Annotated in this window: 14 protein-coding genes; 7 read left to right on the forward strand and 7 right to left on the reverse strand. The window is 29.9% G+C overall.

Going from position 1 to position 22,057, the window contains the following annotated elements:
- Positions 1-122: 122 nt before the first annotated feature.
- Entirely contained in the window at positions 123-4,529 is a 4,407-nt protein-coding gene (locus APS56_RS02880; RefSeq protein WP_054724600.1) for a translocation/assembly module TamB domain-containing protein, read from the reverse strand.
- Between the two features lie 241 nt (positions 4,530-4,770).
- Here APS56_RS02880 and tsaD point away from each other — a divergent pair, with 241 nt between their 5' ends.
- The 7 genes from tsaD (at position 4,771) to APS56_RS02915 (ending at position 10,938) form a co-directional block, all read left to right on the forward strand.
- Positions 4,771-5,793: a tRNA (adenosine(37)-N6)-threonylcarbamoyltransferase complex transferase subunit TsaD gene (tsaD, locus tag APS56_RS02885; RefSeq protein ID WP_054724603.1), complete on the forward strand. Its 1,023-nt coding sequence runs from the start codon at positions 4,771-4,773 to the stop codon at positions 5,791-5,793.
- 95 nt (positions 5,794-5,888) lie between these two features.
- Positions 5,889-6,527 carry a peptidylprolyl isomerase gene (locus APS56_RS02890; RefSeq protein ID WP_054724605.1) on the forward strand — a complete coding sequence of 213 codons (639 nt, stop codon included), beginning with the start codon at positions 5,889-5,891 and terminating at the stop codon, positions 6,525-6,527.
- Positions 6,527-7,231, forward strand: a complete 705-nt coding sequence (locus tag APS56_RS02895) for a 16S rRNA (uracil(1498)-N(3))-methyltransferase (protein WP_054724607.1) — start codon at positions 6,527-6,529, stop codon at positions 7,229-7,231. Before APS56_RS02890 ends, APS56_RS02895 begins: the two co-directional genes overlap by 1 nt.
- A gap of 1 nt (position 7,232) precedes the next feature.
- The gene (locus APS56_RS02900) at positions 7,233-7,877 is read left to right on the forward strand and encodes a DUF4159 domain-containing protein (RefSeq protein WP_054731099.1); all 645 of its coding nucleotides are present in this window, start codon (positions 7,233-7,235) and stop codon (positions 7,875-7,877) included.
- 220 nt (positions 7,878-8,097) lie between these two features.
- Positions 8,098-8,598, forward strand: coding sequence for a TrmH family RNA methyltransferase (locus APS56_RS02905; protein ID WP_054724609.1), 501 nt, complete (start codon positions 8,098-8,100; stop codon positions 8,596-8,598).
- Positions 8,599-8,658: 60 nt separating this feature from the next.
- Complete coding sequence (locus APS56_RS02910) at positions 8,659-9,747, forward strand: AI-2E family transporter (RefSeq protein WP_054724611.1); 1,089 nt, start codon at positions 8,659-8,661, stop codon at positions 9,745-9,747.
- 6 nt (positions 9,748-9,753) lie between these two features.
- Positions 9,754-10,938, forward strand: a complete 1,185-nt coding sequence (locus APS56_RS02915; RefSeq protein WP_054724612.1) for a THUMP-like domain-containing protein — start codon at positions 9,754-9,756, stop codon at positions 10,936-10,938.
- Between the two features lie 176 nt (positions 10,939-11,114).
- Here APS56_RS02915 and APS56_RS02920 read toward each other — a convergent pair whose 3' ends face one another.
- From APS56_RS02920 to APS56_RS02945, 6 genes are all read right to left on the reverse strand, one after another.
- Entirely contained in the window at positions 11,115-13,346 is a 2,232-nt protein-coding gene (locus tag APS56_RS02920) for a GH92 family glycosyl hydrolase (RefSeq protein WP_054724615.1), read from the reverse strand.
- 304 nt (positions 13,347-13,650) lie between these two features.
- Positions 13,651-14,580, reverse strand: a complete 930-nt coding sequence (locus APS56_RS02925) for a family 43 glycosylhydrolase (RefSeq protein WP_054724616.1) — start codon at positions 14,578-14,580, stop codon at positions 13,651-13,653.
- Between the two features lie 89 nt (positions 14,581-14,669).
- Positions 14,670-16,970: a family 20 glycosylhydrolase gene (locus APS56_RS02930; protein WP_082379232.1), complete on the reverse strand. Its 2,301-nt coding sequence runs from the start codon at positions 16,968-16,970 to the stop codon at positions 14,670-14,672.
- Positions 16,971-17,010: 40 nt separating this feature from the next.
- Positions 17,011-19,092, reverse strand: coding sequence for a right-handed parallel beta-helix repeat-containing protein (locus tag APS56_RS02935; RefSeq protein ID WP_236778455.1), 2,082 nt, complete (start codon positions 19,090-19,092; stop codon positions 17,011-17,013).
- Between the two features lie 47 nt (positions 19,093-19,139).
- Positions 19,140-20,645 (reverse strand): sulfatase family protein, encoded by a 1,506-nt coding sequence (locus APS56_RS02940; RefSeq protein ID WP_054724622.1) that lies wholly within the window; start codon positions 20,643-20,645, stop codon positions 19,140-19,142.
- Between the two features lie 145 nt (positions 20,646-20,790).
- The gene (locus APS56_RS02945) at positions 20,791-22,002 is read right to left on the reverse strand and encodes a hypothetical protein (RefSeq protein ID WP_054724624.1); all 1,212 of its coding nucleotides are present in this window, start codon (positions 22,000-22,002) and stop codon (positions 20,791-20,793) included.
- Positions 22,003-22,057 lie beyond the last annotated feature (55 nt).

The following is a 22,057-nucleotide window of genomic DNA, read 5'->3' on the forward strand; positions in this document are numbered from 1 at the left end:
AAACAATATATTGATAGGTTTATTCCTTTTTTATGAGAGTATTATTACTATAACGTTTTAGTTATCATAAATAACTTTCGTAATTAGAAATTATTAATAATTGATACCAAAATTTATTAATATCAATTATTAGTAGCCGATTTAAAATTGAGGAATTCTGGCAATGAATCATCACTAGAAAATTTTTTTTCCTCATTAAAAATAGTCTCTGAACTTACAGGGCTTGCTGATTTTGAAAACAAGTTCTGGATAAGTTCCTTAAAGGTATTAAAATCTACATCATACGAAAGACCAACACCTTGCGTATACCCTATGGCTTCACCAAAATTTCTAATACTATTTTCTCTATTAAATATTTTTGCTGTAAGCGTTCCTTCTTCATTTAAAAGGAAATCAATTTCTACATTACCAGCTACTACCGTTTCATTTGCATCTGCACCACCTACAGGCACCCCTACTTTACCATTTATTAATACCCTATCACTTATTTGTGTCTGTAAAGTTAAGGCAAATCTATCGTCTGTTTTATAATCTGGTCTATTTTCTCCCACCTCATAATTTACACCAATATTAAGTTTACTATCATCATTTGTAAATATGCCATTGATGATACCGTTAAGCCGCTCAGCAATAGTACCCGTAAAATTAAGTTCATTTAAGCCCCTTGAAAAAGCTCCTGTTGAAAGTAAATATAGCGCTTGGTTTTGCCTGTCATCTCCAGATTCTAATCGGTATTGTAACTCAGACTTAATAGTAGAATTTACATTAGGAAATTCAAAATCAAAATAAGGTTTAGGCTGTTCTAAATCACCTGTTAACGTAATATTAAGTTCTACGGGAATACTCCTGTTTATTGGACTATCAAGCAATGCTGATGGGTTTGCTTGAGTTCTATAAATTGCAAGCATATCAATTTGTGCTTTTAGTGGGTCGCCTTCCCAAGCTAAAGTCCCCCCAGGTTGTACTCTAAACTGTTTTTGAACAATACCACCGTAAGCAAAATTATATACACCGTCAAATACAGAAAAATCTCCCCACATATTAAACTTCCCATTGGTGTTTATTTCTACCAAAATACCACCTCGTCCACTTCCACGTAAAGAATGTCCTGTACTTTTATCAATAATAATTTCTAACAAGGCATCTTCTGTAACGTCTAAATCAAAATCCAATTCCAAACCTTTAATTTCTTTTATCACAAATTCACCTCCACTTAATCGTGCTTGTTTTTCTTCAGGAGTTAAAAAACGAATAAAAGAGTTATCACCAAAAGATTCCGTATCACTTAAAGGTATTTTAAAAACGGTTCCTTTTTTTGTTTCTCCAACCACAGTTATAACCAATTCTTCTGTAGGTCCTTTTATACTTGCATTGCCCCCTATAAACCCCGTTCCATAATACAAAGAGCCTTCTGTTTCCTTAGTATCTAAAACCAAAAGACGAGGCGTATCAATATTTAAATCTAATCGCCATTTTGAAAAATTAACATGTCCTAATGTACCGTTTAATTTTCCTTTGGAATTATGCTTGGTATCAGTAAGGTCTACATTATTGAAAATAAACGCTTGGTTTTTTAAAGAAACGAACGATTTTTTACTCAAATCATAATCCACATTAAGATATGGAATTGTAAAGCCTCCATTTTCTAAGGATAAATTTCCATTAATGTCTGGTTGTTTTAAGTCACCAACCACCTTTGTTTTCCCTGTAACTTCTCCTCTTATATTACTTAAAACATCTTGTAAAAACGGGTTTAATGGAGATAAATTAAACTGGTTAAAAGCCACCTCTACATCAATATTAGATTGCTTTCCTAAAACATTAATATTACCAATGGCACTAAACGATTTTGCTTCATCATCCTTTATTGTTGCATTTATATGATAATTGGTTAAATTTTCATTTCCTTTAATAGTAGCTTTAAAAGACCCTAATTCAAATTCATTAACTTCCAAATCATCAATAACAACGGTAGAATTTGGCAAATACACACCATGCTCTTGAAGAATATCTAACTTACCGTTTACATTACCTTTTAAAGATAAATTTTCAATATCTGGCAGAATTTTTTCTAAATCTACATCAGTAAAATCAAGCTTAATATCCTTATAAGTAGAATCTCTTACAATTCCAGAAAGACTAATCTCTTCATCAATATGATTTATTTGAAGTTTATCAATACTAAATTTACTCAAACTTTTATCTAAAGTAATTTTGTTAAAATTATCGAGTTTTTCATTTATAAACCACGTGTTTCCTTTTATAGTTACATCCGATTTTTTAAATCCTACAACAGATTCATTCGACTCATTAATAGTATGGTAAACACTTAAATTATATTTATCATTATTATTTTTACCACCTCTAAATTCTGATCGCATAAATAGCGTATCATTTAAGGTAACATTGATTAAATTAAATTTAGAAACGTTATAAAATCCAGTATTAATACTATCAACTTCAACATATGTATTAAAAAGAGGGTTATCATTTACAACTTGAAGCTCTATATTTTTTACAAAATTATCCAGTAATTTAATTTGTGGTGATTTGAATGTTAATCTAAAAGCTGTAGCATCACTTTTTACCCTTCCTTTAATAAAGGTGTTAGAACCCAATTCTATATTTGGATAAAAAACCTCTATTATTTTATTATAAATCTTAAAATTAAAATCAATGTTCTGGTTTTCAGCTACTTTATTGGGTACATAATTAGTATAAATATGTCCCAATGAATTTTCAAATAACTTTTTAAAATCTTTAATAACAAATTTCCCATTTAAATTACCTTCAATAATTTCTGGAGAATTAATTTCTATAAAACGATTTTTATTGGTGTCAAACCTAGATGTTATATTAAATTCTTTAAAATAATACGTGTCATTTTGATTTTTATAAGCGGTATTTTTAAACGTTACTTTACCCAAAGCATCATCCATATTACTAGCATTCATATTCATTGTAACATTACTTGACAATACTGAAATACTATCTTTTTTTATAAAATTTAAAGTGTTCAGGTTTGCATAATCAATATTTGCTGTAAAATCATATTTATTAATTTTTTCAGAATAATCAATTAGTCCGTTAAAATTTAATCTTAAATTTTTATCGTTAGCTTGCAGGTTACCATCAAAAATTTTATTCATAACATTTCCTGCTACTTTTATGTTTTTATATTGATAGTCATTATATCCTATATCAAAAATATCCCCCTTTACTTGAGTTTTAATATTTTCAATTAAAAAACCAGAACCATTAATATCAAGATTCAAAGACGTTTCACCTACATTAGGGTTTTCTAAAAAGGCCCCAATATCAAACGATTTTAAAATAATATTACCATTATATTCTGCATTATCAATGTCGTTTATTTTATTAATTTTTAATTTAGAATCTACCAAGCCCAAGTCGGTATTAATTTCAAGATCTGCAACAATAGCAGATGTTGTAATTTGAGAATTGCCAACTATGGTAAATTGCCCAAGCCTTCTAAATGATGAAGGTATTGCTTCGCCTAAAACATTAGGTAATAAAGATTTTAAATCTCTATAAGTTGAAGATAAATGTGAGAAACGTCCATTCATGTAAAAATTTTCAGCTTCCTTGTTAAATAGGTTTCTGAAATTTATATCGCCATAAACTTTTGTATTTGCACTAGAATTTAGCCTAAGATTAGTTGTTTGTAAATCGTTTAAAGTTCCAGAAAAATCTGCATTAAAATTTGCATACTGATTAGCACCAAATTCATTATAAAAGATATTAAGCTCATCCAATAAAATATTAGAATCTCTAAAACTTGCTTCAACTAAAACTTTGTCAGTAAAATACTGCAAATCCTCTCTATTATACAAAAATTTTAAATCGCCTTTTAATACAGAATAAGGGGTTTTGATATCTAAATTAGTAAAAGTCATATCATTTATAGTATAAGCAAAGTCGGTCATCATATTTTTCATAACCAAGCCTCTACTATCGTTAAAACCTAAAGTATTTATTCGCGTACTAACATTACTACCATTTATTAAAAAATTAGTAGCATTAATATTTAAATTGGTAAATTCAAGCTGATTTGACGTTTCACTATTTTCATTAATTAGTCTAAAAACACTATTATAAATAGACACATCACTAGATGACAATAAAAAATCACTCTTTACCTTTTTGGGGTTGTCATTTTCAAACTTTTTCACAAAAACATCTAAATTTGTACCCGTTTCGCCTAAATAAGTCTTAATATTAAAAGTTAAATTGATAATATCAATATCCCCAAAAACCAATTTACCATTGTATAAATTTCTAAAGTTTAAAATAGATGTATTTAATTCAGAAATATCAATAAGCGTATCCTGTTTATAATCCTGAATATAAATATGCTTAATTTCTACATCACCATTAAACTGTAAACTTACCCTATCAATATTAATGTTTGTTTTAAAATCTTCATTAATACGCTTGGTAGCATAATTTCCAAGACTGGTTTGTATGGCAGGAATAGAAAGTACCAACACCAAAATGATGAATAGCATCAGCAAAATGCCCACTATTTTTGATACTATTTTTAGAAACTTTTTGATAGTTGTTAAAATTATAATTTTATTAAGAATAAACCACGTTAGTTATATAATAGTTTTACAAAAAAATCTACAAACCAAGACTTTCTAAGTTTGATAAAAAATAAATGAGTAATTTTGTATTTACGAATAAAATTGAACCAATGGATGTCTATTCGGTTTCAAAATTAACAATTATTGTGCCTAATTTTTATTAATGTCTTCACAAAATATTTACATCTTAGGGATTGAATCCTCATGCGACGATACCGCTGCTTCTGTAATACAAAATGGTAAAATTTTAAGTAACGTTATTGCCAGTCAAAAAATACATGAAGAGTACGGTGGTGTGGTTCCCGAATTGGCTTCTAGAGCACATCAACAAAATATAGTTCCTGTTGTTACGCAAGCATTAAAAAAAGCCAACATAACTAAAGACAAGTTACATGCAGTAGCTTTTACAAAAGGCCCTGGCTTAATGGGGTCGCTTTTAGTAGGGACCTCTTTTGCAAAATCAATAGCCTATGGATTAAACATTCCACTTATAGATGTAAACCATATGCAAGCACATATTTTAGCACATTTTATTGACGAAGAAGGCTTTAACAAGCCGCCATTTCCATTTTTAGCAATGACTATTTCTGGAGGCCATACGCAAATAGTTAGAGTTGATAACTATTTTAATATGGCGGTTATTGGTGAAACTATGGATGATGCTGTTGGTGAAGCTTTTGATAAAAGTGGTAAAATTTTAGGATTGGGCTACCCCGCTGGTCCAGAAATTGACAAACGTGCAAAATTTGGAAACCCCAAAGCATTTAAGTTTACGAAACCCAAAGTAGATGGCTTGAATTTTAGCTTTTCAGGTTTAAAAACAGCGATTCTCTATTTTATTCAAAAAGAAGTAAAAGCAAACCCTAATTTTATAGAAGAAAACTTAAATGATATTTGTGCATCCATACAATATACTATTATTGGCATTTTGATTGATAAACTAAAATTAGCAAGCAAACAAACTGGTATACAGCATATTGCTATAGGCGGTGGTGTATCCGCTAATTCTGGCATTCGTCAAGCCTTAAAAGATGGAGAGCAAAAATTTGGTTGGACCACTTACGTACCAAAATTTGAGTTTACCACTGACAATGCAGCTATGATAGCCATTGTTGGATATTTAAAATATTTGGAAGGTTCTTTTGCCAAGCAAAATGTGATAGCTTCTGCTAGACTCAAAATTTAAAGTTATAAACAATACATTCTTAAAAACTTATTTTTTCTGACTCCATACAGTTAAACATTACCTTTAAATTTGAAACTGAATTTAAAACCTACATCATGTTTAAAAACCTACTTACAATTTTATTTATTGCAATTACCTCATTGTTAACTGCTCAAACTTCTTTGGAAAAAGAGTTAGAAATAATTGAAACTCCAGAGCAAATTGATACTTTTTTAAAAGAGAAAAACTCAAAAAAGAACAAATTAATTACGTTCAATGAAGAAAAGCACAAAACAACATTAGCTAAAGCGCTATTTAAACTTTCAAAAGGAGGGGTAGAAAAAACCGAAACGGAATATTACAAAACGTTTTATAAAGTGGTAGATAAAACAGAAACTATAAATTACCGTGTTAGCTACATTGCCCTTGAAAGCTCTAACATGAAAGATTCAGAATTAAAAAACATACAATCCACAATTATAAAAAAATATAATGATGGCGCGTCTTTTGATTTTTTAGCAAAACAATATTCTTCAGATAAAAATGCCAATAGAGGCGGTGATTCTGGATGGTTTACACAAGATAAAAACAATTATGATTTTGAAGACGTTGTTATCAATGGTAGTCATAGCTTAAATGAAATTTTCACATATAACCACACAGCTACAAACACCTACTTTATAATATTGAAAACTTACGAACCTAAAACTATTTCAGAAATAAAAGTCTTAAAAGTTATTGAAAACAAAGATTAATGCAATTATTTTATAATTCAGAAATATCAGAAGCCAGTACCCAATTTACTTTTGACAGAGAAGAAAGTAAACACATTGTCAAAGTATTACGTAAAAAAAGTGGCGATTCTTTACATATTACTAACGGTAAAGGCTGGTTGTTTACCGCTGAAGTTTCTGTACCAAATATTAATAAATGCACGGTAAACATAGTTTCTAAAACGCTACAACCCCAAAAAAAATATCATTTACATTTAGCTGTGGCTCCAACAAAAATGAATGACCGTTATGAATGGTTTTTAGAAAAAGCAACTGAAATTGGTATCGATAGTATTACACCAATCATTTGCGAACATAGCGAACGTAAAGTTATTAAAACTGATCGTTTTGAGCGTATTTTACAATCTGCCACAAAGCAATCTTTAAGCTGTTATTTACCTCAATTAAATACACCTGTAAATTTCAAAGAGTTTTTAAATCAAAAATTTACAGGTGATTTATATATTGCACATTGTGAAGAAACTGATAGAAAATCACTAAAAAAACAATTAAAACCAAAAACTAATATTACTATTTTAATTGGTCCTGAAGGTGATTTTTCAACTAAAGAAATCATACAAGCCACAGAAAACAATTTTATTCCTGTAACTTTGGGTAAAACTAGATTGCGAACAGAAACAGCAGCTATTGTTGCTTGTCATTCTGTCGCATTTATAAATGAGTAACATGAAAAAATTCTTATGCTTTTTAATTTTTAGTTTTTCAGTTTTCAACTTATTCTCGCAAGAATTAGCTATTTTAAAGTATAAAGGTGGCGGGGACTGGTATGGTAATCCAACAGCTTTACCCAACCTTATTAAGTACTGCAATGACCATATCAATACTAAAATAAAACCTAAACCAGAAGAAGTAGAAACAGGAAGTTCTGATATTTTTCAATATCCTATGTTGCATATGACAGGGCATGGTCATGTTTTTTTTAGTGAAGAAGATGCTGAAAATCTTCGTAACTACTTAAAATCTGGAGGTTTTTTGCATATTGACGATAACTACGGGATGCGTCCCTATGTTATTAAAGAACTTAAAAAGGTGTTTCCTAATACAGAACTGATAGAAATCCCTGTCAGCCATGCTATTTTCAACATCGCTTATCAATTTCCTCAAGGTCTACCAAAAATTCACGAACACGATGGCAAAAGACCACAAGCATTTGGTATTTTTTATAATGACCGATTGGTATTATTATTTACTTATGAAAGCGATTTGGGGGATGGATGGGAAGATTCCGAAGTACATAATGATCCTGCAGATGTTAGAGAAAAAGCTCTTAAAATGGGTGCTAATATCATTAAGTATGCGTTTGAAAATTAAATTATAGCAAGCAACCAAAAATATGAATGAAAAATTTATCAGTTGTTATAATTGAACATATTTTACTCGTACTTAATTGCAGAAATATCTTATTAAAAAAATAAAAGCTTATAATTTTTAAAACTGTTAGTTTTCTTTTAATTATTTCATTTATTTTATGGGCAATAACAAATCATTATCAATAATATACTCCTATTTTCCTTACCAAATTTTCTAAATAATGCAACTAACACATTACAACACCAAATTCAACAAACACCAATTTCCAATTATTTTGGTTTGCGACAATGTTAGTAATGCTCCAAATATTGGAAGTCTATTCCGAATTTCGGATGCATTTGGCATTGAAAAGTTACTGCTTTGTGGAACAAATATTACTTTGGGAAGAAAAATATCAAAAACCTCAAGAGCAACAGAAAAAAAAGTGAATTATGAAATTCATGAATCTGCTATTAATACCGTTCAAAACTTAAAAAACAAAGGCTATCAAGTTATTTCACTAGAAATCACAAATAACAGCAAACCTATAAATACATTCTCTTTTTCAAAAGAAAAACCAATAGCCTTGATTATTGGTGACGAAAATTTTGGTATTTCAGAAACTATTCTTAATAGTTCAGATGCTATTATTCACATTGAAATGTTTGGTCAAAACAGCAGTATGAATGTTGTACAAGCAACAAATATTGCCATTTATGAGATAACTAAACAACTTTTATAAGCCATGCTATTTCTGGTTTTCATTCTAAATGATTAAATTCACTACTTAAAAACGTTACAATTGAATTCAAATACAATTACAAACGGTATTCTAAAAGCTGTTGCAATACTTTTAGGTTTTGCGTTATTACTATTTTTTATTTACAAAATACAATCTGTAATTGGCTATATTGCTATTGCTGTAGTTATCTCATTAATTGGCAGGCCTATTGTGTTATTTTTAGAAAACCGATTAAAATTTAAAAACACTATAGCTGTTATTGTTACCATAATTATTCTACTTGGTATTTTTGTGGGTTTAGTAGGACTATTTATACCGCTTGTTGTAAAGCAAAGTCATAATTTATCACTACTAAACATTCATCAATTACAGAGCAATATTGAAGATTTGTATGTTGAAATCATAAACTATTTTAATATACATCAAATAAATTTTGAACAATCAATAAAAAATTCAAATCTTTTATCCAAAATAGATTACACAGTTATTCCTAACTTCTTAAACTCTATAGCAAGTGGCTTAGGAAGCTTTAGTATTGGTTTGTTTTCCGTTCTTTTTATTTCTTTTTTCTTTTTAAAAGATAGCCGTTTATTTGAAAATGGCATCATGACTTTTATTCCTGATAGTAAAGAGACTCGATGGAAAAATTCAACAACAAAAATAAAAGATTTACTATCCAGATATTTTGTTGGTCTGATTTTTCAAATACTTATTTTGTTTATTATATATACTATTGGCTTACTCATAATAGGTGTGGAAAACGCTATAGTTATAGCTTTCCTTTGTGCATTGCTAAATCTTATTCCCTATGTTGGCCCATTAGTTGGTGGATTATTAATGACAATTTTAGCTATGACAAGTAATTTAGGAGAATCTTTTAGTGACGTTATTTTGCCAAAAACACTTTGGGTACTGGTTGTTTTTATATTTGGACAATTGATTGATAACTTTGGAAGTCAACCTGTAATCTTTTCAAAAAGTGTTAAATCACATCCTTTGGAAATTTTCTTAGTTATTTTAATCACTGGTATTTTATTTGGTGTTATTGGTTTAGTTATTGCAGTACCAGCATATACTGCTATAAAAGTGATTCTAAAAGAATTTTTATCAGAAAATAAAATTGTCAAGAAATTAACCAAAGGCTTATAAAACCAATTGAACCCAATTATTTTAAATACTGAAATTCAAGAATTTATAAATAAAAATTTAAATTCTAATATTGGTCAATTACTACTAAAAGGGACAACCTTTTTTAATGTAGAAACCAAAATTATTATTGAACAGATAGAGGCAAAAAAACGTTGTGAAAAGAAACTTTCCACTTGGTTTAAAACCCCAAATATTTACTACCCAAATAAGCTAAATATAGAACAAACCTCATCTGAAATTACAGCTAGTTACAAATCGAAATTACTTTCTGGTGAGTCTATAATTGACTTAACAGGTGGCTTTGGAGTGGATTGTTTGTATTTTTCAAAACAATTTCATACTGTAACTCATTGTGAAATCAACGAAAATCTTTCAAGAATAGTAACTCACAATAACAAACAATTTAATATTAAAAATATAAAAACAATAGCTATTAATGGTATAGAACAGTTACAAAATTGTTCAAAAAACTATGATTGGATTTATATAGACCCTTCAAGAAGACATGACATTAAAGGCAAAGTCTTCTTTTTAAATGATTGTTTACCAAATGTTCCAGAACATTTAGGAATGCTTTTCAAACATTCAAAAAACATCATGATTAAAACATCTCCCTTATTAGATTTATCAATTGGGATTAATGAATTAAATTATGTTAAAACCATTCACGTTGTAGCTGTAAAAAATGAAGTAAAAGAGCTCTTATGGGTTTTAGAAGATGGCTTTAATGGGCAAATTCAAATTGAAACGGTTCATATTAAAAATGATACAGAAGAACATTTTAAATTTTCGTTTGAAAATGAAAAACTGTCAAAACCTAAATATAGTGAGCCACTTACTTATTTGTTTGAGTCCAACAGTGCTATTTTAAAAGCTGGAGCATTTAATTCTGTATCAAATCAATTAAATGTTTTTAAGCTACATAAACATTCACATTTGTACACAAGTGACACCCTGATTGATTTTCCTGGGCGCTCTTTTAAAATTTATAACATAATCCCTTACAATAAAAAGGAAATAAAAAAACTATCGATTACAAAAGCAAACATTACAACTCGTAACTTTCCTGAAACGGTACAACAACTTCGTAAAAAATTCAATATTAAAGAAGGTGGTGAATATTATTTGTTTTTTACCACAAATATTCATGACCAAAAAATAATTTTAATTTCATTAAAAACACCAGTTTAAATTATTTTAATCGGATTTATTATTTACATAAAACTCATTTCTATTGGTTAGCAAATAACCTAAAAGTATGATGATATTAACATCAAGAAGCTATGAGAAATTTTATGGATAAGCATTAAATTAACCACTTGGCACAGAATATCACAAAATGTATTTTGTGATATTCTGTATTTAAATTAATTGTCTTCTAAAAAAACCTTATTTGGAGTATCTCCTAATATAAAATGAAGTTCACCACCTTCCAAAATCTGTTTATGTGTTATTGTTAATGCATTATATGGCTTTCCATTTAATAATATACCTTGTATATAATGGTTTTCATCAGATTGATTTTCTGTCGTAACCTTAAAATATTTACCATTTTCTAATTGAATCGTAGCATTTAATACATATGGTGATGTTAAACTATAAACGCCATTAGCAGGGTTAACAGGATACATACCCATGGATGAAAACACTAACCAAGCAGACATTTGACCACAATCTTCATTTCCACAATAGCCATTAGGTTCAGTGCTATATTGAGTATTAATAATTTTACGCACCATTTCTTGGGTTTTCCATGGTTGCCCAATATTATTAAATAAATAAGCCACATGGTGACTAGGCTCGTTTCCATGGGCGTACTGCCCGATCATGCCCGTACTGAAAATAGGTAATTTATCTTCTGGCGTAGGATAGTAGGTAAACATGGAATCTAATTTTGTTGTAAACTGATCTTTACCCAATGTTTGTATCAAACCCTCAATATCGTGTGGTACAAACCAGAAATACTGCCAAGCGTTGCTTTCGCAAAATTCTGATGTATATGCTTTTGCTGAAAAAGGACTTTCAAACACGCCTTTGGCGTTTTTAGGACGAAAAAAAGTAGATTCTGAATCATATAAATTCTTCCAATTTTCAGCTCTTTTTGAAAAAATATTTTGAATTTCAATATCTCCTAAATCCTTAGCTAATTGTGCAATACACCAATCATTATATGCGTATTCCAAGGTTTTTGAAACCGACCAACTTTCGCCTTCTTCTGAAGTTGGCACATAACCTAATTCCATATAAATATCTATTTGCCTACCTTTTTCGGTTGCTGACGCTACACAAGCTTCTAAAGCTTTTTTAGCATCTAAAGGAATCCCTTTAAAATAAGCATCCACAATAACTGGTACTGCATGATAGCCAATCATCATATTAGTTTCATTCCCTGCCATAGACCAAACAGGCAATAAACCTGTTTCATCATAATGAGATAAGAAAGATTTAATCATATCTTCTGTCTCTTTAGGTGCCAAAATAGTATACAATGGATGCGTGGCTCTAAACGTATCCCAGAGAGAAAATGTATCATATTTATTATAACCTTCTGCCATATGTGTATTTCCATCGGCTCCTTTATAAGCTCCATCAATGTCGCTGTGTAATGATGGAGTTAAAAACACATGATATAAATTGGTGTAAAATAATTCTTTTTGAGCCTGAGTTCCTTCAATTTTTATTTTAGAAAGATAGGTTTCCCAAATACTATCAGCCTCTTTAACAGTTTGATTAAAATTCCAATGAGGAATTTCAGCTTTTAAACTTTGACGTGCACCTTCAATACTTGCTGATGATAATGCTACTTTTACTCTTATTTTTTCGTTTTCTTCTGTTTGATAATTGGCTATAATTTTTGTGAATTTCCCTTCTACTGTTTGTTCTATTATTTCTTCTGAATTATTAAATAATTGTGCGCTATCAAACGGTTTAGAAAATGTCATTACAAAATATACACGCTGATCTGCCGCCCAGCCTTTTGATTTTCTATAACCTGAAATGGTTTGAGTATCTTCAATTGTTATTTTGGTTTCCATGGGCTTGTCCCAATTTAAACTATAGCCTAAGTCCAAAACAATTTGACTTTTTTTATCTTTAGGGAATGTATACTGATGAAATCCAACACGTTGAGTTGTTGTTAATTCAGCTTTTATTCCCGAACTCAATAAATCTACGGAATAATATCCTGGACTTGCTTCTTCTTGATCATGCGAAAATTTGGAATACGGTCTATAAGCACCCTCAGGAGTTAAGCTTTCAGTAAATTTACTATTCAACGGCATAACTAATAAATCGTACATATCGCCTGCCCCCGTTCCAGAAAGATGGGTATGACTAAAACCTGCTATGGTTGAATCTGGATAAAAATAACCCGCAATTCTATCCCAACCTGGTAGTCCGTTATCTGGACTTAATTGCACCATTCCAAAAGGCACAACAGCTCCTGGATACGTATTCCCAGGACCATCTGTTCCCGTAAAAGTGTTTACGTACTTTGTTAAACTTTCTTCTAAGTCTTCAGTTGATTTTGATATATTTTCTTCTTTACAAGATACAATTCCCAAACATAATATTAATAATAAACAGCTGTAGTTTCTCATTTGATTTTCTCTTAATTTATTTACTTTTTTTCTGAATAATTTACCCTGTGACAGTTATAATCTTGTGTATTTAATGTTACTAATATGGTATATGTATCTGCAAATTCATTATCGTTTTTCCAAGCTTTGTCCTATTTTTCAATCCATTTTTTAATGTCCTTTTCCCAATTCAAAAAAGAAATACCCTTTTCCATTAAATCCCATTTCTTTAATAACTCTGGATCGTTTTATTTAGATATGTGTGGTGTTTCAACAGGGCTATGTTATTTATATTGTTTTTTAAACTTCATTTTTACTTTTAAACTTAATTATTATCTAATGAATATTCAATTGGTAATATAGTCCCATCTTCTCGAAATAACATTTTTTCAAAACAAGCAGATCTTTTATGAAAAGAACCTTCGTTTATATCGCCTCGATGGTAAAATAAATACCATTCATTTTTAAATTCAATAGCTGAAGTATGATTAGGTGCATTTGGAGCATTTGGAGCTAATTCCCCTTTTAAAGTCGCATACTGAGGCAAAGGAGTATTTGCCATCCAGTATTTAGTAACGGGACCAACTCTAGCACTAAAATAGTATATGCCATTTCTTTTGAAAACATGAACAGCCTCACTTACCTTTTCTTTACTTAATTGAATCCAAGGTCCATCGAGTTCTATCATATTACTTTTTAGTTTAGCTCCCATTATATGAGCTCCTGGCTCCCCAATATTTACTTTATGATCATTCCCATATATATAAGCTTGCCCATCATCATCAACAAAAACAGTAGGATCAAATATTGTAGTTATTTTTTCAGTAACGGCTTCTTCCCAAGGCCCTATTGGTGTTTTACTTTTTGACACCCCAATATGGGTTTTATCAAATGGAAAATAAAAATAATACCAACCGTCCCTATAAGCTACATCGGGTGCATTCATTTGTCCATTTGCCCAACTATATTTTCTGGGTTCAAGAACTATTCCATGATTAATCCATTTTTTTAAATCCGCAGATTCTAAAACAACATAATCTTGCATAGTGGTATATGAAGTAGCATCTGGCAAATCTCTAGAACAGTAAACGTAAACCTTGTCATTAAACACCTCTGCTGCTGGGTCTGCGGCATATACAAATCCGGCATCATTCATATTTAAGATAGGATTTTGGGCATTTATGGTTTGTGTTATTAATACAAAAAACAATAATTTTATCTGTTTAAAATTAAATATATTTAAGAGTTGTTTCATTTTAATGTCATTTAAAATATATTAATTATTACTCTTTATTAGAAATCTCTCTCCTTATGTAATTCTTTTAATTCTTTGTTTTTTAATTATTAAAAACTTGTTATAGAACTATTTATTGTTTTCAATTCTTCCCCTTGCACAGCATATTTAACCTCAATAACCCTAGGGTTATCACTTGGTCTGTATTTAATTGTTATGGGATGCCAGCCTTGTTTTAACGCTACTTTACCATAACGTTTTCTTGGGCCATGCCAACCACTATTATCAACAATCATTTCATCTCCAATAAAAAAAGTATCTCCTCCATCAGAACGTGTTTCAAATTCATAAACAGCATCTTGTTCTGCTTTAAAATAACCTTGATAAACGATTGAAAAATTCTTTTGGTCTTTTAAATCACCCAAAGCTATACTATCTACTCGTGCAAAATTATCTGCTATCGGTATTTTAACATCTTCAACATTTTTGAATTTTCCTTTTACAACCCATTGTTTTAGGCCTTTTTCTTTTGGGTATACTTTTACTGGTTCCAAATAATTTTTATGAATGACTTTGGTGGATTTTAAATCATTAAATTTATCTCCACGATAGGCTCGTGCTTTAATTTCAACAGTATCACTCACCATAAATGGTGCTTCATATTTTAAACCTGTTTTTTTTGGCACACTACCATCAAGAGAATAATAAATTTCTACGCCTTCTAAAGGATAAGCTAAGTTTAGACTTACTAATGTTTGGTCTACAAACGCTATTTCTTTATCTAAACCTTCTACTATTGGAATGTAGTAGTAAATACCTAATTCATCCAATCTATTATATTGTATTTCTACTCTTTTGTTAAAAGCTTCAAAATTCTTATTTTCATTAGATGCCCATGCATTTTCTGCTAATGCCAACATTCTTGGAAATGCTTGATATTGTAAACGTTTAAAACTTGGAATCCACTCAGACCATAAATTTGCTTGAATCCCTAATACATTATTAGCCTCTTCAATGGTAAAATCCTCAGGTATAGGCTCATAATTATACACTCTCTCCAAAGTAGTACCTTCATTTAAATAATCAAAATAATAAGCAGCTGTAGTGGTAACCACAATATTATTACCATTGGCTGCTGCTATTTTTGGAGCATCTGGTGCCCAATTACGCCACCACATCACATTAGCATCTTTGGTTAATCCTCCTCTTACAATTTCATCCCAACCCAAAAACTCTTTTCCTTTAGATTGTAGAAATTGCTCAATATCCCTATTAAAATGTGATTGTAATTCATGTTCATCTTTCAAATTATTATCTTTAATTGCTTTTTGACAATGCGAACAAACTTCCCAAGAAGCAATATTTACCTCATCACCACCAATATGAATGTATTTCGCTGGAAACAGTTCTACCACTTCACTTAAAACATTTTTCATAAACTCATAGGTTGTTTCTTTTCCTAAACAGGTTGGGTAAGTAAATACGGTATCCCAACCCGACTCTTCATTACAAGATAAAAACGGATAATTATCAATGGCAGATTTAAAGTGGCCTGGCATATCTATTTCTGGAATAACTGTGATACATCGCTCATCTGCATAAGCTACAATTTCCTTAATTTGATCTTGGGTAAAAAAACCACCATATTTGCGTTCGCCATCAATGTCTGTAAATTTTGTTTCATCAATAGTGTAAAGTTTATTTTCTACAGCTCTTTCCATACAGATGGTATCTTGATTATTAGGAATTCGCCAAGCTCCTTTTTCTGTCAATAATGGGTATTTTTCAATTTCAATTCTCCAACCTTGGTCATCTGTTAAATGCATATGATACGTATTTAACTTATACAGTGCCATGTAATCTAAAAAGTCTTTTACTTCGTCAATATCAAAAAAGTGACGACTAAAATCCATATGCATACCACGCCATTCAAAACGAGGTTCGTCTTCAATATTAACAGCAGGTACAAACCAATCTCTATCAACAACATCTTTACTTTCTATTTCTACTGGTAAAAGTTGACGAATGGTTTGAACTGCATTAAAAAAACCACTTTCTTCTGAAGCTTTAATATTTATCGTTGTAGCATTTATATCTAATTTGTAAGCCCCTTCTTTTAATCCATCAATAGTTTCAAAAACAATAGCACTTTTAGTTATAGTATTTTGTAATTCCAAATTAAAACCAGCTGCTTTATTAAACAAACCAATCAAATAATTAGCAGCTTTTTGTTGACTATCATTTTTTAGAATAATTGATGTATTAGCTTCTATTTCAAATAAACCTTCATTTAGTTGAAAACTTACTGGCTTTGGAATTAATGAAATATCCTCTTGCTTAAACGTTGGTTTTGGTTGTGAACATGCTGCAAAAAGCACCATCAGCAACATTAAAATCGTGTATTTTCTCATATTATTAAATTTTTATTTCCGTTTATTTTTATCATTATCGTTAACCTCTCTCTGGGTCTAATATCATATTATTCATGACTGCATACTCAAAATTTTCAATTATTAAATTTGATAATTTTGCTTTTTTCTTCCATTCTTTATCCCCTATTACTCCTGCTTTTGAATAATCAAATGGAACAAAATTTATTTTAGAAATACTTTTTTGGTTCTCAAACCTAAAATCGGTTTTGAAAGAGTTTTTGAAATTTGGATTGATTATAAAACTATGTTTATCAAACCCCCTATTCTGCCAAGCTTTAAATGTATGTCCATTAAAATCATAATCATTTCCATTTGTATTCCAATAGATATTATGCTCAATATCAGCGACAACCTCATCCCAAGCTCCTTTTAATACGACACCTTCATTAAACAAAATGATATTATTTGTAAATGAGAATGATTTATGTTCCTCTGCGACAGTACATTGTAATTGGTATTTTTTTGCAAAAGCAAGAATGTTATTCTTAACCGTATTTCCTTTTCCATAGTTTTGCTGAAACCCACCAGTTTTGGTATTATATACTAAATTATTTTTAAAAAATATCCCTGAAGAACCTTCATCTGCATACATGCCCCAACCACCGTAAGAATATGCATGAACATGATGAATGACGTTATTTTCAACTATGGTACCTTCAGAGTCACCTAAAGTATAAATCCCAGCCATATCACTTAATAAATCCCAACCAATATGATGAATATGATTGTAAGCAATCGTATTTCTTTTAGCTAAACTTAGTTTATACCCCCAAACCCAGCCAACAGAAATTCCTGAATAATAAAAGTTACCAATATCATTATGAGATATGTTATTATCAGAACTATGTCCTACCCAAATACCAACAGCTGGAGGAAATTCTTGTCCGCCTGATTTAATAATATTATTATTCACAGTAATATGGTGTGTGTGTAAATCATCTTTTAAAGGTTTAAAATCACCAAGATAAACACCACCACCACCAATATTATGAATATAATTATGTTCTATTAATGAATTATGACATCCTTTACCTAACCAAATGGCGTGTTGTCCTATTAATGAAATCTCGCAATTTATAATTGAAATGTCTTTTGCGTTTTCAAACATAATGGCTGCATTTAATTTTGCTGCGGCCTGATTTGGTTCTGCACCTGTTGAAGGAATTTTATAATGACAATTTTTGAAACTTAGTCCTTGAATGGTAATGTACTCAACAGGTTTATTGTTTTTCTCATTACCAATGATACTAATTAAATTTTCAAGGGCTGGTGCTATTACTTCTGTGCTTCCAATCATTTGGCCTTCTAAAGGTCTATAAAGTAAAGTTCCATTATCCTTTAAAAACCATTCGCCTGGTGCGTCTAAAGCTGCTTCAAAATTTTCTAAAACTAAACGCCTGTCATTCTTTAATGGATTCCAAGGCTTCATCCCTCTTCCTGAAGTTACTATTTTTTTACTATTAGCATCAATATCATTTATGTGACGTAGCGTATAATCCCATTTATGATAAGCTTTAAAACGTACATTTTTTATTTCTTCTGATTTTATTTTAGACAGTAGATCAAACCCGTCTTCCTTTAAAGAAATAATTTGTTGGGCATATTCTGCTATTCGCGATGAACCTTGTTTCCATATATTCTGAGAAACTGAATCTATTTTTATAAAACCATTATTAGGTGTTTTAGCCAATACGGCCCTTTTATTATTTACGTATAGTTGATCAAATTTCCATTTGTAATACAACGATTCTGAAATTTTAGTTTCCCATAAACCTTTTTCATTTTCATAAAAACCAGTAATTTTTTTACCACCGCTAAAAACAGGAGTGGCGCCTTCTTCTGCTTTATAAATTATAGGGTATTCAGCTGTACCACTATCTTCAGGTAATAACACTAAAGGCTCTTTCATAGAATATTCCCCATCTGATATAATAACAATAACTCCTTGTTCTTGAAATGTCTTATTTTTTTTAAGCTTTCTAATAGAATTTCTTGCACCAATTAACGTTGCTAACGGAGTGGTTTTAGTTCCTAAATTAGCATCATTCCCTTTTGTGGAAACATAAATTTTATGCTGTGATTGAATGTTAGTTAAACACAAAAAAGTTAGTATTAATATGTATGAATTTATCCTCAAAATTAGATCCCCTATTTATTATTCTTAATTGTTTCCGTACTCAATTTTAAAAATTGCTCTTCAGATGCTGATCCCATCATATTATTTTTTCTATGCTTAACACCTTGAGCTGCTTTATCTAAAAATTCCAAATTCACATCAGTTTGTAAACCTTCTGTTTTGTTGTATTTAGGGTTATTATCTAAATTAGGTAATACATCAACTTTTGCTTGAAATTCGCTAACTACTGATTGAAATTTTACTTCATCAATTAAATTTTCAGTTTCGTAAGGATCGTTTTTTATGTCAAAAAGCCTGTGTATTTGCTTAAGTGTATCTACATATACCTTATACTGTTTGTTGCGTAGCACACGATCTCTAAATTGAATGGCATTTTCCACCCTCCCCTCTTTATTAATATGTGCTGGCAAACCTCCCATTGAAAGTATATAATCTCGATGAGTTTGTGTTGCTTTTTCGATTAAAACCTTTGAAAACGAGTGTCCATCGAGATTTAAATGAGTAGTATTGTCAACTCCTGCCAGATTTAAAAATGTTGGAAAAAGATCTGTAAAATCGATCAAAGCATCAGTTACAAAATGTTTATTATCTGGAGTTTTTACTATAAATGGTGCGTTAATCCCGTTTTCAGTTAAATATGATTTTCCTCCCCTTATATACACACCGTTTCTTTTTCCAATAATTGATGGCACAGTACCATTATCAGTTGTTAAAACTACATAAGTATTATTTGATAATCCAGAAGCTTCAAGGCTATTTAGAATTTTTCCAATAATAAAATCGGTATAACGAACCATAGCCTGGTGCTTTTGATACTTTGTTGTTACATTGGGGGCATGAGGAGTATGTACAAAAGGCGTATGAGTTAATACCATAGGGTAATAAAAAAAGAACGGTTTTTTTTTGTTTTCATTAATAAAATCAACCACAAAATCTGAAAAAATATCTGGGCCAAATTTACCTTCGTATGTTTTACTTCCATCTTTAGTAAAAATATATGGATCCCAGTATCGTTTGCCACTTGGTTCGTTACCCGACTCATAACCTGTCCACATGCAAAATTCATCAAAACCTACTTTTTGCATGGCGTTGGGCTCTATTCTAAAATCGTTAATTTGCCACTTCCCTGCAATTCCCGTTTTATATCCTACTTTTTGTAAGGCATTTGCAAAACTTTGGTTTTTATCAGCATCAAAGCTAACACCGTGCCCCCAACGTGGTACATCATAATGGCTCACCCAACCATTATTATATGGATATTGCCCAGTAATTATTGCAACTCTACTTGGTGTACATTGAGGCATAGAGTATGCATTTTTGAACTTTATACTTTTACTTACTAAAGCATCAATATTTGGTGTGCTCACTTCTGTAGCTCCATAACTGGGAAACCATTCTTTTCCTAAATCATCAACCAAAATAAATATAAAATTAGGTTTTTCTACTTTTTCTGATGGCTTACAAGAAAACGCAAAAAATACTAATAATAAAAAAAATATATTCTTGAATCCATTCATTGTTTTAATTTAAAATTAATTGATTATGACTTATTTTAAAGTACTAATATTTTCTATTTGGTTGCAATCAATAAAGCCATAAACACGTATGATAAAAAACATTGAAAAAATACGCCATAGCCCTACTACTTTAAATATCGATTTTTTAAAACAATGTATAAGCTAAAATTACAGAAACCATAGAATAGCTGGTTGAATAATCAATAGATTGGTTTATGATATTTCTGTTTGTATAATATCTTGCTTCAACACTATACTTGTTTTTAAGTTTATAACCTCCACCAAAAGCAAAGTTTGCACTTCCTTCTGGATTAAGATTTTCTATTATATTATCATTTATCTTATAAACTATATAATTTGATTTTATAGGAAAGTCAAAAACAACAGAAGCATTTAAGAAAATTTTTGAATCTGTATTAATATATAAATAATGTCTTAAAGTTAATGGTATATTAAAAGCTTTATATCGTACGGAAACACTTTCTCCAATATTTACATCATTATCAAATATTATTTCTGATTTGAATTCTCCATCATATGTAGGCTCAACAGAAACGGCCCATTTGTTTTTTAGAAACGGTAACAAAGCCTCAAACTCAATACCAAAACCAAATAAAGTTTCTTTTCCAAAATCATGAGTTCTTGGGTTTATTCTACCTTCTCGTTCATCTAAATTCAATGAAGTAAAATTTAACCTAGTTCGTAAATTGACATTAAAAGTTTTAGTTTTACTGTTATAAACAATTATGTTTGAGCCTTTGCAATTATTAAATTGCACAAAAAAATCAACTAAATTTTTTCTTTCATATTTGAGATTATTTGCAGTGTTAAAATTTATAGTTCCACAAGTTAAATTATCAAATAATTGCTTTCTGTAACTATTATTTTCTCTTTGAACACTATTTTCTGATATCCAGACTTTGTAAACTAATTGATTTATTTCCAAACCATTAAAACTAAAAAAGAAAGTTTCAATGCCTTTTTCTTTATAAGAATACAAATTAGCAGTGCCTTCTACTAAAACTTTTAAAAAAATTTCTTCTGTTTTAAACTTATAATCTGTATCATTTAAATTGAATTCATCTGGTCTGCCAATATCAACCTTTTGTTTTATAAATTTATTGGTATTGAAAATAACAATCTCTTTAATGGTTTTTAAATTAACCGCTTGTGTTTTACCCTTTTCAGATAATTTATAACTTAAATTTTTTGTGATGTCAGAATAATTATCATTTTTTATATAACATTTTGTTTTAACTCCTATATTATCAATAAAATAACCTTCATCAAAACTAATTTGACTAAAACAATTAAACGTATATAATAATGAAAATAAAATAAATAATATTTTTTTCATTTTTTAATGGAAGTAAATTTAATGATATGATTAAAATATAAACTTCTTCTTTTCA

Source organism: Pseudalgibacter alginicilyticus (assembly GCF_001310225.1).
In the GTDB taxonomy this organism is placed as follows: domain Bacteria; phylum Bacteroidota; class Bacteroidia; order Flavobacteriales; family Flavobacteriaceae; genus Pseudalgibacter; species Pseudalgibacter alginicilyticus.